Genomic DNA, 14,775 nt, shown 5'->3' with positions numbered 1-14,775 from the left:
CCATGATCATCATCCTATGCTCAATCATTGGCGTTCTGATCCTGATCAATGTTTGGCAATATTTCGCCCGCAGAAGGCTGTATCGAAATATCAATGAAATCACCAATAAAATGTCTGATATTATTGAACACGAAACGGCTGAGAAAGTGTTGGTCCAGACTGACCAGCAGGCAATTCAGCTGCTGCTCATTCAAATCAACCGTCTTCTGGATTACAACCAAAAGATCATTGCCGATTATGCCAGAACGAAGGACAGTCTTAGGAAAATGATATCCAACATGTCGCACGATTTAAAAACGCCCCTGACGGTCATTCTTGGATATGCGGAGAAGCTGAATCAGGAAAAACCGATGAGTCACGAAGAGCAAAGCCACGTTATTAGGCGGTTGAACGATAAAGTAAATCATCTGATTGCCCTGCTCAATCAATTTTTTGACCTGGTCAAAATCGAATCGGAAGACTATGAAATCCCGTTAAGCAAAATATCTATCAATGAGATTTGCCGGCAGAGTGTGCTTGAATATTATGACCTGCTTGAAACTAAAGGACTTCGGGTGGAGCTCGATATTCCGGAGCGGCCGTTTTATATTCTTGGCAATGAGCAGGCGCTGCACCGGATATTGAGCAATTTAATATCGAATTCGATCCGGTATGGAATGGATGGGGGCGTTTTTGGTTTAACGCTGCGAGAAGAAGGAGAAGCTGTTGCCATTGACATTTGGGATCGGGGTAAAGGAATCGAGGAAGTGCACCAAGACCGTGTGTTTGAAAGACTGTACACGTTAGACGATGCCCGGAACCCGCAATTTCAGGGGAGCGGGTTAGGCCTTAGCATTTCGAAACGTTTAACGGAGGCGATGAAGGGCTCGATTCAGTTAACAAGCAAACCGTATGAGAAAACAACGTTCACCTGTACGTTTAAACAAATGGTATATTGAAACGACGCTTTTAGGAGGGGTTCTGTCTGAACGCCTCCTTTTCACATATTTTATCGAATTCTCCGAACTTAAGAAACTTGTAAGAAATGAGAAAGAAAAACCATACAATCTCTGATTTATGATAGAAGTAATCCAAGAGACGAATTGAAGGCGGGAGGTTCAATTTCCATGAATGAAGTCATTCGAACTCATGAACTGACAAAAGCAGTAAAAGGCAAAACCATTGTATCGGATGTTAATCTCCATGTAAAAAGAGGCGAGATCTACGGTTTACTCGGACCTAACGGCGCGGGGAAAACAACGATGATGAAAATGCTCACCGGACTCATCATTCCTACTTCTGGAGAGATCATGCTATTTGGCAAGAAGCTCACCGAAGCATCAAAGGATGGTTTGAAACGAGTAGGGAGCATCATTGAATATCCGATCTTTTTCGAGCATTTAACGGCCATGCAGAATCTTCGAATTCACTGTGAATATCTTGGCTTTTATGACCATAAAGCGATTACTCAAGCGCTGGATATGGTGGGTTTGCAGGGGATCGACGATAAAAAGGTGAAGGATTTCTCGCTGGGCATGAAGCAGCGCTTAGGCATTGTGCGGGCCATGATTACGAAGCCAGAGCTGATCGTGCTGGATGAACCGACCAATGGGCTGGATCCGATCGGCATCAAAGAGATGAGAGATTTAATCCGGATGTTAAACAAGGAGTATGGCATTACTTTTCTATTATCCAGCCACATTCTAGGCGAAATTGAGCAGGTGGCTGACAGAATTGGCGTCATTCAGCATGGAAAACTAGTCAATGAAGTGGCGCTGGCGGATATTCGAAAGCTTCGGACGAATTATATCGAGCTTGTCACCTCGAATGTGCAAAAATCGGTCTATTTGCTGGAAACAGAACTTCACCTTTCTAATATGAAAATTGTGCAGGATAAGAAAATTCGGATTTACAACACAGGCGCATCCCCTAGTGAAATTTCAAAAATGCTGGTATCTCACGATATTGAAATCGAGGAGATCCAGAAGCATACGAGCACGCTGGAGGATTATTTTTATCATCAAATTCAAGGAGGCGTGAGCGGTGAATAAGCTGATTGAACTGGAATGGAGAAAATTGCAGCGTAAAAAAGTGTTCGGCGAATTGATAGTCTATTGGGTGATTCTGATGTTTTTGCCGGTATTTTTTCTGAAGGTCGTCCTGGCTGAATCGCCGCTTGTGGAGTTTGGGAACAGTTATACCGATGCGCTCAGTCTCATGCTGCCAATTCAAATGGGGTTTGTACTGTTCGGAGCTTCCCTCATTAATCATGTATTCATTGAAGAATATAAGAACAAAACGATGACTCTTTCGTTCGGATATCCGATCAGCCGAAAAACACTGGTCATGGCGAAGGTTCAGTTTATCTTTTTGGCGGTTTTCTTGTGTACCATGATATCTTTCGTACTTGCAGGGATCACGACCTATGTATTCGATAGGTTCATAGATGTCATCGATGGAAAACCATCCATGGCGGATTTGATGAACTTTACCGTGAGGACGATCATTCATTCGGCCGTCGTTGCGTTGGCCAGCCTGATTCCACTGTTTCCTTTTGGAATTTGGAGAAGAGCGGTTATACCTACCGTCATTTGTGCCGTGTTTCTGATACAGCTCCACAATTTACTGGGTCTGCTGCGTATTACGCTGAATCAGGATGTACTGTATGCTGTGCTGAGTGTTTTAGGCGCGGCGAGTGTTTACTTGGCGGTCAAAACGATCAATCAATTGGGGGATGTGTAAAGTACCAAAATGTCTATACGCCCATATAATAATGACAACACTACGGATATAGAGGAGCAGCGTATGGATGATTACGATTTCAGGGCGTATAGAGTGGTTTCGAGTATCGTATCTTCTGCACAAGGAGATGTGACGGGTGACGGAATCCTCGATCATGTCTATCTAACAGGGATAAGAACGCAGGATAGTCCTTTTATTCAAGAGATCACGTTAGTCGTACAAGATGGCGGAAGAGGCAGAATCACGCGAGTACCTCTTCAGGAAAACGCAGGCTACAATCCAAGATTGTTTTTAGGCGATTTCACTGGGAATAGAGTGAGTGATATTTTGATCAGCATCGATTCTGGCGGCAGCGGCGGGATCATGTATCACTACATCTATTCGTTCGTGAATAACATGCCGCGATTGTTGTTCGATTTTAATCGATACAATGAGACGTATTCATATGAGGTCACTTACAAGGACAACTTCAAAGTCGAAGCGATCAGCAAGGCGAATCAAAAGAAATATATCATTGATCTAACGTATAAAGGCGCAGATTATTTAAACGAAATCTATGATGCGAACGGGAAGCTCAAGCAGCCCATTAGCGGGTTTGTGAATCCGCTGAGCGGACTGTATCCGGTCGATTTCGATTCCAACCAAGTGTATGAACTGCTGGCTTATCAGAAAATCGCAGGAAGATATAACGCGGATTCGTTAGGCTATTACTTGAATACCTTAGCATGGAGAGGGAATCAGTTTACTCTGGCAAACCAGAACGTGGCTATTTTTGGAGCATAGCAAATGAAAAGAAATCAACTCCTTTTTGCTAGGCTATGATGGAAAAAAAGGAGTTGATTGATGATGACAGTGAAGCTTACCCCTTATCTCAATATGGAAGGGAACGCAAGAGAAGCGATTCAGTTTTATGAAGAGGCCATCGGCGCCGAAGTCCTATCCATCATAACCTATGGAGATATGCCGGATATGCCGAATACGTTCACGGATGATTTAAAGAATCTTGTAGCACACGCGAGGTTACGAGTTGGCGAAACGGAACTTATGTTTTCGGATGCGCCCAGCGGTTCCTCTATTCCAAGAGGAAAACAGGTCACCATTTGTATTACAACAAACAGCTTGGAACAGTCTAAACGTTTTTTTGAAGCCTTGCGTCAGAACGGTCACGTGAACATGCCGTTTGAAGCGACGCCGTTCAGCCCAGGATTTGGCGATGTCACTGATCAATACGGTGTAACCTTTCAAATTTATACTGAAATCGAAAGCCACTCCTGATGGAGTGGTTTCTTTCATAGAGCTTTACTTTGATTTTTCGAATTCGATTATTTATATCTTTCCTTTTCCAGTCCGATGCTCATCGAATTTTATTAACTTAAACCAGATGCAGTGACGGAACTGATGATTTCGCTAATTTTGGCGATGGTCAGCAACTAGCATAGTACACAGCAGTATAACCATGATGATGAATGCCTAGGAAGGATGACGATCAATGAAACAACAGAGTGCCTTGAAAATCGCTTTGATACAGATGAGAAGTGAAAAAGCCGATATTGATCACAACCTCTCGTCGATGCGTAAGTATATTTCCGAGAGCAGCGCGAATGGGGCGGATTTCATCTGTTTTCCCGAAATGAATATCACGGGATACATAGATCCTGCCAAGTATACGGACGCCATTATATCTATTGACCATCCGGCAGTCAGCGAAGTCGTCAAATTAAGCGATATTTACTCCAGTTGTGTGATTTCTGGATTTGTAGAGCACAATCCAGGGGGAAAGCCTTATATCAATCAATTCGTAGCCTATAATGGGAAATTACTTGGTTCCTATCGAAAGAAAACAATAAAAGATGATGAAGAAAAGTGGTTCTCTCCTGGCGATCAACAACCGATATTTACAGTTTCCGGGCTGACGTTCGGCTTGTCCGTCTGTGCGGACATCGATGATCCGAAAATCTTTGCAGAATATGCTCAAAAGGGTGCGACGATCGTTTTTGAAAGTGCCGCTCCCGGATTGTATGGGGAACAAGAAACTAGAAATTGGTATTCAGGTTTCCACTGGTGGAGAAGCAATTGCATGGATAAGTTGGGGAAATACGCGGCTGACCATTCGCTTTACATTGGAGTGGCCACACAAGCTGGGCGTACAATCGACGAAGACTTCCCTGGCGGCGGATATCTATTCGATCCTCTGGGGAGATGCACTGCTGAAACAAGAGATTGGAGCGAGGGCATACTCTATAGTTCAATAACCATTTGAACCACCGCGTGATCGAAACATAAATAATGAGCAAACGGGTCCGATAGTACCGCAGCGGCAGCCAAGGACATAAATTCCACATCCAGACTGCCGCTGAACTAGTAATTTTAGCTTAAAGCTGATTTTGATGAGGCTGTTAATTGGTTTTCAGAAATGTATCAAAATGACTATTCCTTGCGACCGCTGTAATTTTTTCGGTATTGTCCTGGAGTCATGCCTTCCTGTTTGCGGAAATACCGAATGAAATTTTGCGGGTTGTTGTATGTCAGCCGCTCAGCGATTTCTTTGATTGGGAGCTCCGTTTCCACCAGCCACTTTTTCGCTTTGTTCAACCGATAGTTTGCCAAATATTCGCTAAAGGTCAAGCCGGTCTCCTTCTTAAAAATACTGCTTAAATAAAACACATTATAATGGAGTCTAGATGCACATTCGTCTAAGGTTAAGTCCTTATCATATTCCTTCTGAATGATGTCGATGATTTGCTCCGAAATGTTATGGTACTGAGACGCTTGGCGATCTTGGAATACGTTGATCATCGGGGCAATAATTTTATTTCGGAACCATGTCTCAATTTCGGAACTAATGTACAGCTGCAGCAGCTGCTCATAATAAGAACCCTCTTCTTCAGCGGGGGACGTTTGCGATATGCCTGCCTCCTGCATGACGATCATGAATTCATTTAACAGACAAATGAGTGAAATTTGATATTCGTGAGGCGTCCGATCCTTCAGAAATACTTCATCCAGCCACTGCTTCAACGTTTCATGCGCACGCTTTTCATCGGCCAGGCGTATGGCATCCATCAGCTCATTCTCAAGCTGCTTCGGATAGAAGTAGACGTTGCTGTGATGACCTGCGTTCAAGCTGGAGTAAGGAATGATGACGCCTTTTCCCAGCTTCATACGATGCCTTAATGCCTCGACTCCCTCCCGGTACGCTCTTGAGACTTTGTGGAAATCATGGAACGGCAAGCTGATGCCAATGCTGACGTCTAAATCCAGATACGCCCGAACATTCTGCTGTATATTCTCGGTCAGCTTATAGACAACATCTTTGAACCCGTCAACGGACTGATCATGGCTGCCGAGCAGCGTAACATGGGTTTGATCGATAATGATCGTGGGCAATCTGTCGCTGGCAGGCACCATTTCTTCAATGATGTTATTGATTGCGAATAAGAGCAGATCCAGATCATCCGCTTCAAATCGAGTATTTTCAATGAGGTCGATTTGAAGTGTAATGACGGCAAATTGCTTCCAACGGGATATTTGCTCGGTCAGCCCAAATCGCTTGAGCTTGTCCTCGGTTTCGGAAATTTTTCCGTTTCCGAGGTACATCTTATGAAGGAATATACTCTTGATTTGCTCACTGTTCCGACTTAATTCACTCGTTAATTTCGTGTTCGAATGGAACAGCTCCCGAATATGGTCATTAATGATTTGAATTTCATTTTTATTGGATTTTTTATAGACAGGAACCCGTTCGGAAATTTCCCTAAACATCTTATAGATCGGCGAATACACCTTGCGGCTGCCCAGCCATACAAACAAGACGGTGATTCCGATAATGAGCAAGCATAAATAAATCGTAAACCATCCGATCGATCTGGATTCCTTCGTCATTTCCGACATTTCAGTAAAGGATATATAGGTCCAATCATTATAGGATGATTTCACATAGGTGACGGAGATCGGGTGCTTCGAATCTTCAGACAAAAATTGTCCGGACGCATCCGAAAGCCGTCCTAATTGATATTCAGAAATATAGCCCAAATCTGTTAATCGCATGCCTATTTTATCTTTATCGGGATGTATGATGATGCGGTTGCGGGCGTCAACCACCATCGCTTCTTGTTCAGAAGGCACGTTGATGATTTCCGCTAAGCTGCAAGCAGGAATGGTCGCAATGATGACGCCTCTTTCTTCGGTGATATACATATTCATTCTTTTTGAAAGCGTTATCGTATAATCGCAGCCCGAAACAAGATTATCGCTTGAACCCAGCTTTCTGGTTTCCAGCACATTCCATGTCGTTTTGGTATGCCCCTCTGAAAGCTCCATTAATATTTCCTTGTATTCATAGGATTCCAAATCATACAAGCCGCGGTTGTTCACGAGCCATCCGGATAATTTGCTGATCAGGATCACATCGGTCACTTTCGTTTCTTGGGATTGAAGCAGCGACATTTCGTTTGCCAAATGATTATAAAGCTGAAAATCCCTATAAGAGAGCTTTTGGTAGATGGCTTCTTGTACGATATTCGTATTGATTACATAATTCATCGTATAATCCACGGTTCGCAATATTTGCTCGATGCCGGCGTTAATTTGATTCATCGTATGTATATTGCTCTTAATGACATGGCTTTGAATCGAATTGGACGATTTCATGTAAGAAAAGAAGCCAAGCGCGATGAGTGGTATGATGCTGACCGCGCAGCCGAATAAAACCATCTTCGTATAGAGACTGTGTCTGTTCATGGGTACCACCTTTCGAGCCAAGCATCGTCTAATCCTCATTCTATCCTTCCATATACGAAAGAGACAATAATCATTTTGAAGCGAATGATCATTTTATTTGAATGGACTGTGAGTGGGTGCCGGAGAGTGGACGGATATTTCATTTGAATTTTCCTGTACAATAAAGGAATCTAGTAAAAAAACGAAAAGCATATCTGCACGTATAAGTGCTATGACAATAATCATCTGAAGGGTTCATGATCATACGATTGGATGCGCATGAATGATAACAGAGAGACCTGATCCTCCCGTGAACAAATCTCCAGATTATTTACGTCATCGTATATTGATCCTAATCTAGAAATCAGCAAGACCAAGCACAATAGTTTAAAAATGGGAGGTCAACCAATGAAAAAATGCAATGCAGTTCTTGGAGCGGTTCTGGCGGTTACTTTAATCGCGGGCTGCGGCAACGGTAACAATGCGGGACAGAATGAGAATGCATCCAATGCGGATGGAAAGGCTAAGGGAGCTACTAAAATTTCATTATTTGCTACGCTCCATACTCCTGAGGTGCCTTCGGACAAAATTGAAAAGCTGCTAGAAGAAAAGACGAATACAGAACTCGATATTCAATGGATTCCTGCAAACAGCTACGATGATAAAGTCAATGCGGCATTCGCCACGGATGCACTGCCTATGGTTGTGGGCACGGGCAAAGTGGAAATGTTCCGCGAAGCGATTCGTGATGGGCAGTTTTGGGAAATTGGGCCTTATTTAAAGGATTACCCGAACTTAAGCAACCTGAATCCTGATGTATTAAAGAACACGATGGTCGACGGAAAGCTGTATTCCTTATATATGGAGCGTCCGCTGTCCCGCGCAGGATTGATCTATCGCAAAGATTGGGCGGAAAAGCTGGGCATAGCCGCACCGACAACGATTGATGAGCTGTATGACATGCTGTATCAGTTTAAACATAATGATCCAGATGGCAACGGTGAAGATGATACGATTGGACTGACGGACCGCAGCGATATGATCTACGGCGCATTTAAAGCCGTAAGCTCATGGTTCGGCACACCGAACTATTGGGGAGAAAAAGATGGACAGCTGCTGCCAGAGTTTATGTTCCCTGAATATGTCGAGACGATGAAGTTTTTCCGCAAGCTGCATGAGGAAGGCTTAATCAACCAGGACTTCCCGGTGACGAGCAAAGAGGATCAGCGAAATCTGTTAATTACAGGAAGAGCGGGGGCTTATATCGGTTCCATGCCGGATGCCATGGGATTGCAGGATAAGCTGGATGATATTAATCCAGATGGCGTATTGGATGTACAAAATCGGATCGAAGGACCGAATGGATTAGGCATTTGGGCGATCCCCGGATACGGCTCGGTATGGCTGTTCCCTAAATCTTCGATTAAAACAGAAGAGCAGCTGAAAGATATTCTGGCCTTCTATGATCAGATGATGAGCACCGAGATCGCGAATTTGATTCATTGGGGAATCGAGGGAGAGCATTATACGCTCGATAACGGAACTGTTGTTCAAAACAAAGACTTGAAATTGATCGATCGTGAAGTGAAGCCATACGCAGGACTAGTTGTAGGCGGGGAACAGTCGATTCCAGGTCTGTTAAAAGCAAAATGGGATCTTCCTGTGAAGCAAAGAGCCGAGGAATTAGTGGTAGATAACAACAATTTCCTGATCCATGATCCAACAGCTCCGCTCGAATCAAAGACGAATATCGAATTGGGGCCTCGTCTGCAGCAATCGATCAATGATGCGACCTTCCAATTTATTCTTGGCGACATCGATGAAGAAGGATTCCAGAAGGTTGTAGACAAATGGCTTAGCGATGGAGGACAAAAAATCATCGATGAGTTCAACGCATCTTATGAGTTAACGAAATAATAGCGCACTCAAATGCAAATGAATGGAGGCTGTCGTAGGTGGAACGCGCCTCCATTCATCCTCTACCCAAAGGGAGTGAAATCATGAGTCAGCCGGTGCTTCAATCGAAGTCCCTTAAACGAAAATCTTCTAACAGTGAGTTTATGAGAAGTGTTTTGAAGAATAAAGCGCTCTATTTGATGATCCTGCCCGGTTTTCTTTACTTTGTCATCTTCAAGTATATTCCCATGGGCGGGCTGGTAATTGCCTTTCAAAACTACAAGCCGTATGAAGGAATTCTTGGCAGTGAATGGGTAGGATTTGCCCATTTTGAACGATTGTTTACAGATCCGATGTTTTTCACGATTTTATCCAATACGTTGATATTGTTTTTCATGAATATACTCATTTACTTTCCCGTGCCGATTATTTTGGCCCTGATGCTGAACGAGCTGAGGCACCAATTTTTTAAACGATTCATTCAAACGCTGGTCTATGTTCCGCATTTTATGTCCTGGGTCATTATTGTCTCGATTTCGTTCGTACTGCTGTCGATGGACAGAGGATTGATCAACGAGCTTTTCGTCATGATGGGCTTTGAAAAAGTGAATTTCCTGATGAGCTCGGAATGGTTTAGACCGATGTACATTTTACAAGTCATCTGGCGTGAAGCAGGTTGGGGGACAATCATTTATTTGGCGGCGATGGCGGCGATAGATCCTCAGCTGTATGAAGCCTCTCGTATGGATGGAGCGGGGCGTTTTCGCCAAATCTGGCATATCACATTGCCTTCCATCCGGAGCGTCATTGTCGTCCTGCTGCTGCTCAAAATCGGGGACGTCCTCGAGCTTGGTTTCGAACATATTTTCTTGCTGCTGAACGCGATGAACCGCGAAGTGGGAGAAATATTCGATACGTTTGTGTATACGGCCGGTTTGGAGCAGGGACAATTCAGTTACAGTGCAGCGGTAGGTTTCTTTAAGTCGCTGGTTGGACTCATACTTGTCATGACGGCGAATTATTTGGCCAAGAAATTCGGCGAAGAAGGGATCTATTAATCACAGAAGGAGGCACACTTATGGTTCAAGATAAATCGCTCGGAAGCCGAATATTCGATATCGTCAATATCGTGTTGTTATCCATCATCGGTCTAGTGACGATACTGCCGTTTATTTATGTATTGTCGGGATCATTTACGTCGATCACAGAGCTCGCGGAGAAACAAATCGTCATTATTCCTACGGAAATATCGTTTGATGCTTACCGCTACATCTTCTCCACAAGTACAGTCATGAAGGCGATCGGCGTCTCCATCGGCATTACTTTGTTTGGCACGCTGTTTAGCATGCTGCTGACCGCTTTAATGGCTTACGGGCTTTCCAAGCGGGATTTAAGAGGCCGCAGGCTGATTATGTTTTTGATCGTATTTACGATGCTGTTTAACGGAGGGATGATTCCGACGTTCCTCGTCGTCAAGAGCTTAGGATTAATCGACAGCTATGGCGCATTGATTTTACCGAGCGCGCTCAATGCATTTAACTTGATCATCATGCGCAATTTCTTTCAGAACCTCCCGGAAGGCTTGGAAGAGTCTGCCAAGATCGATGGTGCGGGGAACTGGGGCATCCTGTTCCGAATCGTCATTCCGCTATCGATGCCGGCGATTGCAACGATTTCGTTATTTTATGCGGTGACCTACTGGAATACGTATTTTCAGGCTGTGATGTACATCAATGATGCGGCGAAATGGCCTGTGCAGGTCATATTAAGACAAATCGTTATTTTATCTGGGGCGTTAACAGCGGACACTTCCGATTGGGGACAAGATTATGTTGCGCCGCCGGAGCAGACGATCAAGATGGCGGTCATCGTCGTGGCTACCGTGCCGATTCTGCTTGTGTATCCGTTTCTGCAAAAGCACTTCGCCAAGGGAGCATTGCTTGGTTCGATTAAGGGATAAGCATAAGAGCTGCGGAACGGATGGCCTAGGGAACAAGTGCCGATCTCGTATAGAGACGGACATAAGGGGTCGGCTCGATATACGAATAAAAAGGAACTGATGCACCCAACTGAAAAGTGCCAGTTCCTTTTTTTCATGTTGCCGTGTTAATTCGCCTTCCTGTTAACTATGTGATCTTGCTTGAATTCGCTGGGGCTTTTCCCTGTATATTGCTTAAATACTTTGGTGAAATAATGCTGATCGGTAAATCCGAGCGCGTCTGCAATATCCTTGAACAGTAATTTCTCGTTTTCCACAATCAGTTTTTTAGCCTCACTAATTTTTAATTGATTAAAATATTCCATCGGTGTCATGCCGCGGGACTTCTTGAATATGCGAATGATATAAGAGACGGAGTAATTCAATTCATCGGCGAGCGATTGCAATGTAATATTTTTATATAGGTTGGAGGACAAGTAACAGTCGATGGCCTCCAATGTTTCCTGCACGTTGTTCTTCCTTGATTTGAATTTATCGTAGTATGGAAGCACGCATCGCATGATAAATGTATCCACGACTTGCGCGCACGAAGATGATATGCGAATGATCTGTTCGATTTCTCTCTCCCAGTTCAAAGTGAACTCAATCTTCTTGGAAATGGCCTCGGAAATGATCATCAGCCGCTGTTTTAGCAGCCATACGGACTGATCCTCATTCATGTCTAAACTGTGTTTGAAATCTTGAATAAATTCCTCACGGCCGCCATGCTTCATTAACGTTTGAAACTGTAGATTTAGTTTTTCGATTTCTGACTCAGAGAGCCGTGTTTCTTCGGTGTCGCCCTCGCTTAAACGCAGCAGTTGAGATGTATTTAGTACGATTTGGTGATCTAACGTTTCGCGCAGTCTGGTGTAGCATGTTCGAATGTGCTCGGCACCCTGCGTCATGATGTGGTAAGCCATATGAATTTGGGAATTCATCGCTTGAAGCTTATGGAACAAAGCTTGGATGGACGACAAGATGGACTGTTCATCCTGAGTCTCCCCTAAAGGAACAAGCATGACTTTTTCCGCCAGCGTATGGCCATCTGAAATAGAGCAAGCATGGTCTGGAAAGCTGCCATTAAATGCATATCGCAGCAGAGCATGCGTCAGTTCTGAACGATTGGATGGGCTTAGACCATACCGTATGACGATCTTCAGATATCGACTCGCCTGCATTTCAGGGTTATGATAGATATGGTCTTGATGCAAGCATTTGGACAGCCACAAATCGTTGCTTTCATTTTTATGGTTTTCAATCGTTGTCACGAGCTTTTTCAGGACGCGTTCGAATTCCACCGAATCCAGAGGCTTCAATAAATAATCGCAAACATTCAGTTGGATGGCCTTTCGTGCATATTCAAAATCGTTATAACCCGTTAGTAAAATGCTTTTGAGCCGCGGATGAAACGAGCTGGCCGCCTCGATCAGCGACAGTCCGTCCATCATGGGCATCCGTATGTCCGTGACGAGTATATCGATAGGTTCCTTTTTTAATATTTCAAGCGCATCCAGCCCGTTGTAGGCCGTTGCAACGACATGGGCCCGCGGTTCGATCCGCTCAATATGCGATTGGACGTTCCTTGCGATAGGTTTGATGTCTTCAGCGATTAATACATGAAACATGATTGGCCTCCTAGTCATTAGGCTGAACATCGGCTTGAATTTGTACGGTCAGCCCCGAATCTGGATGGTTGTCAATGTCAAACTGCAAGCTATCGGGATAAGTCAGCTTAAGCCGAGTGACGGTATTGAGGATTCCCATGCCTCCTATACCTGTTGATGCCGTATGGTGAGCTGCAGGATCTTCTAAGATGGCTGCGATATTCTTCCGCATCCGAGACAAGTCGTCCGCAGTGATGCCTGAGCCGTTATCGGAGATCGTGAGCCTCCATGCTCCGTTGGAGACCATGCATGCAATATGGATTCTCCAAGGTGGCGTGCATTGGTTGAATGCATGCTGTATCGAATTTTCAATAAAAGGCTGGAGCGTTAATCTTGGCAGTACAATGCGCTTGGCTTCATCCGTCACTGCAATGTCATAGGAAATGAAGTCTTCATATTTGCTTTGCATGAGATAGAGATAATTTTGTGCATATTTGATTTCTTCCTCAAGCGTCACTTTGTTGAATGGAGAATCGGCCATGTACCGAAGCATATTCGAAAGATTTTTACTCAGCTCAATGACATCCTGGTTCTTGTTCTCTTCAGCTGAAATACTGATCAAATATAAGACATTGTGAATAAAATGGGGCGATATTTGCCCTTGGAGTGCTGAAAATCTGGCCTTCAGCTCTTCTTCCTTATACATCAGTTCGTTGTCCATCGAATGCTTAAGCCGATGGATCATCGTCTGGAACGCATCATTCAGCAAATTGACTTCGTTATTCGGCGAATGGAAATTTGAAAACAGCTTAAAGTTGTCGTAGTCCAGCTTCAGGACCGTAGACCTTAATTTTCTAATCGGCGCGGTCATTCTTAGCGTGATAATATAGACAATGACCACGGCTAAGCAGATCGTGCTTAAGATGGTAAACAATGTTGTTTTTTGCAGCGTATATAAAGGTTCAAAAATGGAATGGTTCGGATGCCGGATCACGGTGGTCAAACCGGTCTCGTCCGAAGTGAATGCCGTAAAAAAGTCGCTGCCATGATCCCAGCCTTCGCCGGAAGTGAGCGCTGCTTGCTGAATCGATTGCAAGGTGTCCGGGTCCAGCTTGGTCGATGGAAATATGATTTGCCCTTCCGGATTGACGACGTACACATCGCCTCCGGTTTCCAAATGCGTGATGTCCTTCAGTGTAGAGTAATCCTGCTGGACTTCAATGTACCCAAGCACGGAGCCGGAAATGTCTGAGAAAGGGCGAATGATGCTCAGCGAAGCTTTAGATGCAGATGCATCGTTTGACGTATTCTCATTTTCAAAATAAAATAATACGTTGCTGTGAGAAAACAGCTTGGAGACATCGTCTGTTTTCTCAACGATCGCTTCGAAATTCGATTCTAGCGGCAGTGACCCATAGGCGAATTTAAACCGATTTTGCCGGCCATAGATGTATACTTTGGATGTGTTTAGCGATGAATAATTGACTAAATAGGATGAATAGCTTTCAAAGCTTCGATCGAAATATAAATTGTCATATACGGTTAAGCTGGGAAGCTGGTCAAGCGTCTTGATATCGTTTACAAGATTTTGGTTCGAGACGGAATTTTTGGAAAGCTGATTTAGGTCGCTGAAGTAAAAATCGATTTGTTGGGATACCTTCACGTTAAGCTGGTTGGCATTCGTAATCATGACATGCTTATACTCTTTTAAAACATAGTGATTAATAAAGAAATAAACCGTCATGATGATAAGAATGATAAAACACGAAAAGACAAGCCAAAAGCCAGTCTGCAATTTGAATTTATTGAACATGAGAACGACTCCTAGGGTGCAAATAGTTGATGATTTTAAGG

General features: G+C 44.0%; 12 protein-coding genes. 9 read left to right on the top strand and 3 right to left on the bottom strand.

Annotated elements, in window-relative coordinates:
• The first annotated feature begins 2 nt into the window (after positions 1 to 2).
• From ACFPXP_RS22240 to ACFPXP_RS22215, 6 genes are all read left to right on the top strand, one after another.
• A complete protein-coding gene (locus ACFPXP_RS22240; protein ID WP_379896699.1) occupies positions 3 to 938 on the top strand; it encodes a sensor histidine kinase in 936 nt (311 codons plus the stop codon).
• Positions 939 to 1,106: 168 nt separating this feature from the next.
• A complete protein-coding gene (locus ACFPXP_RS22235; RefSeq protein ID WP_379896698.1) occupies positions 1,107 to 2,030 on the top strand; it encodes an ABC transporter ATP-binding protein in 924 nt (307 codons plus the stop codon).
• A complete protein-coding gene (locus tag ACFPXP_RS22230) occupies positions 2,023 to 2,721 on the top strand; it encodes an ABC transporter permease (RefSeq protein WP_379896696.1) in 699 nt (232 codons plus the stop codon). Before ACFPXP_RS22235 ends, ACFPXP_RS22230 begins: the two co-directional genes overlap by 8 nt.
• 63 nt (positions 2,722 to 2,784) lie before the next feature.
• Positions 2,785 to 3,504 carry a VCBS repeat-containing protein gene (locus tag ACFPXP_RS22225; RefSeq protein ID WP_379896695.1) on the top strand — a complete coding sequence of 240 codons (720 nt, stop codon included), beginning with the start codon at positions 2,785 to 2,787 and terminating at the stop codon, positions 3,502 to 3,504.
• Between the two features lie 63 nt (positions 3,505 to 3,567).
• The gene (locus ACFPXP_RS22220; protein ID WP_379896814.1) at positions 3,568 to 3,996 is read left to right on the top strand and encodes a VOC family protein; all 429 of its coding nucleotides are present in this window, start codon (positions 3,568 to 3,570) and stop codon (positions 3,994 to 3,996) included.
• Positions 3,997 to 4,210: 214 nt separating this feature from the next.
• Complete coding sequence (locus tag ACFPXP_RS22215) at positions 4,211 to 4,981, top strand: carbon-nitrogen hydrolase family protein (RefSeq protein ID WP_379896694.1); 771 nt, start codon at positions 4,211 to 4,213, stop codon at positions 4,979 to 4,981.
• Between the two features lie 167 nt (positions 4,982 to 5,148).
• Here ACFPXP_RS22215 and ACFPXP_RS22210 read toward each other — a convergent pair whose 3' ends face one another.
• On the bottom strand, positions 5,149 to 7,461 hold the full coding sequence (locus ACFPXP_RS22210) for a helix-turn-helix domain-containing protein (RefSeq protein ID WP_379896693.1): 2,313 nt from the start codon (positions 7,459 to 7,461) through the stop codon (positions 5,149 to 5,151).
• Between the two features lie 387 nt (positions 7,462 to 7,848).
• On the opposite strand from ACFPXP_RS22210, the gene ACFPXP_RS22205 reads away from it, so the two are divergent.
• The 3 genes from ACFPXP_RS22205 to ACFPXP_RS22195 all read left to right on the top strand — a co-directional run bounded on the left by ACFPXP_RS22205 (position 7,849) and on the right by ACFPXP_RS22195 (position 11,296).
• A complete protein-coding gene (locus tag ACFPXP_RS22205; protein ID WP_379896692.1) occupies positions 7,849 to 9,357 on the top strand; it encodes an extracellular solute-binding protein in 1,509 nt (502 codons plus the stop codon).
• Positions 9,358 to 9,440: 83 nt separating this feature from the next.
• A complete protein-coding gene (locus tag ACFPXP_RS22200) occupies positions 9,441 to 10,394 on the top strand; it encodes an ABC transporter permease (RefSeq protein WP_379896691.1) in 954 nt (317 codons plus the stop codon).
• Between the two features lie 20 nt (positions 10,395 to 10,414).
• Complete coding sequence (locus ACFPXP_RS22195; RefSeq protein ID WP_379896690.1) at positions 10,415 to 11,296, top strand: carbohydrate ABC transporter permease; 882 nt, start codon at positions 10,415 to 10,417, stop codon at positions 11,294 to 11,296.
• Between the two features lie 146 nt (positions 11,297 to 11,442).
• On the opposite strand, the gene ACFPXP_RS22190 is transcribed toward ACFPXP_RS22195, so the two are convergent.
• Both ACFPXP_RS22190 and ACFPXP_RS22185 read right to left on the bottom strand, forming a co-directional pair.
• Positions 11,443 to 12,942 carry a response regulator transcription factor gene (locus ACFPXP_RS22190; RefSeq protein ID WP_379896689.1) on the bottom strand — a complete coding sequence of 500 codons (1,500 nt, stop codon included), beginning with the start codon at positions 12,940 to 12,942 and terminating at the stop codon, positions 11,443 to 11,445.
• A 10-nt stretch (positions 12,943 to 12,952) separates the two neighbouring features.
• Positions 12,953 to 14,734 carry a cache domain-containing sensor histidine kinase gene (locus ACFPXP_RS22185; RefSeq protein ID WP_379896688.1) on the bottom strand — a complete coding sequence of 594 codons (1,782 nt, stop codon included), beginning with the start codon at positions 14,732 to 14,734 and terminating at the stop codon, positions 12,953 to 12,955.
• Positions 14,735 to 14,775: the final 41 nt, after the last annotated feature.

The organism is Marinicrinis lubricantis (genome assembly GCF_042658665.1).
In the GTDB taxonomy this organism is placed as follows: domain Bacteria; phylum Bacillota; class Bacilli; order Paenibacillales; family KCTC-33676; genus Marinicrinis; species Marinicrinis lubricantis.
The sequence above is the reverse complement of the archived record's forward strand: the minus strand, read 5'-3'. Positions and strand labels throughout refer to the sequence as shown.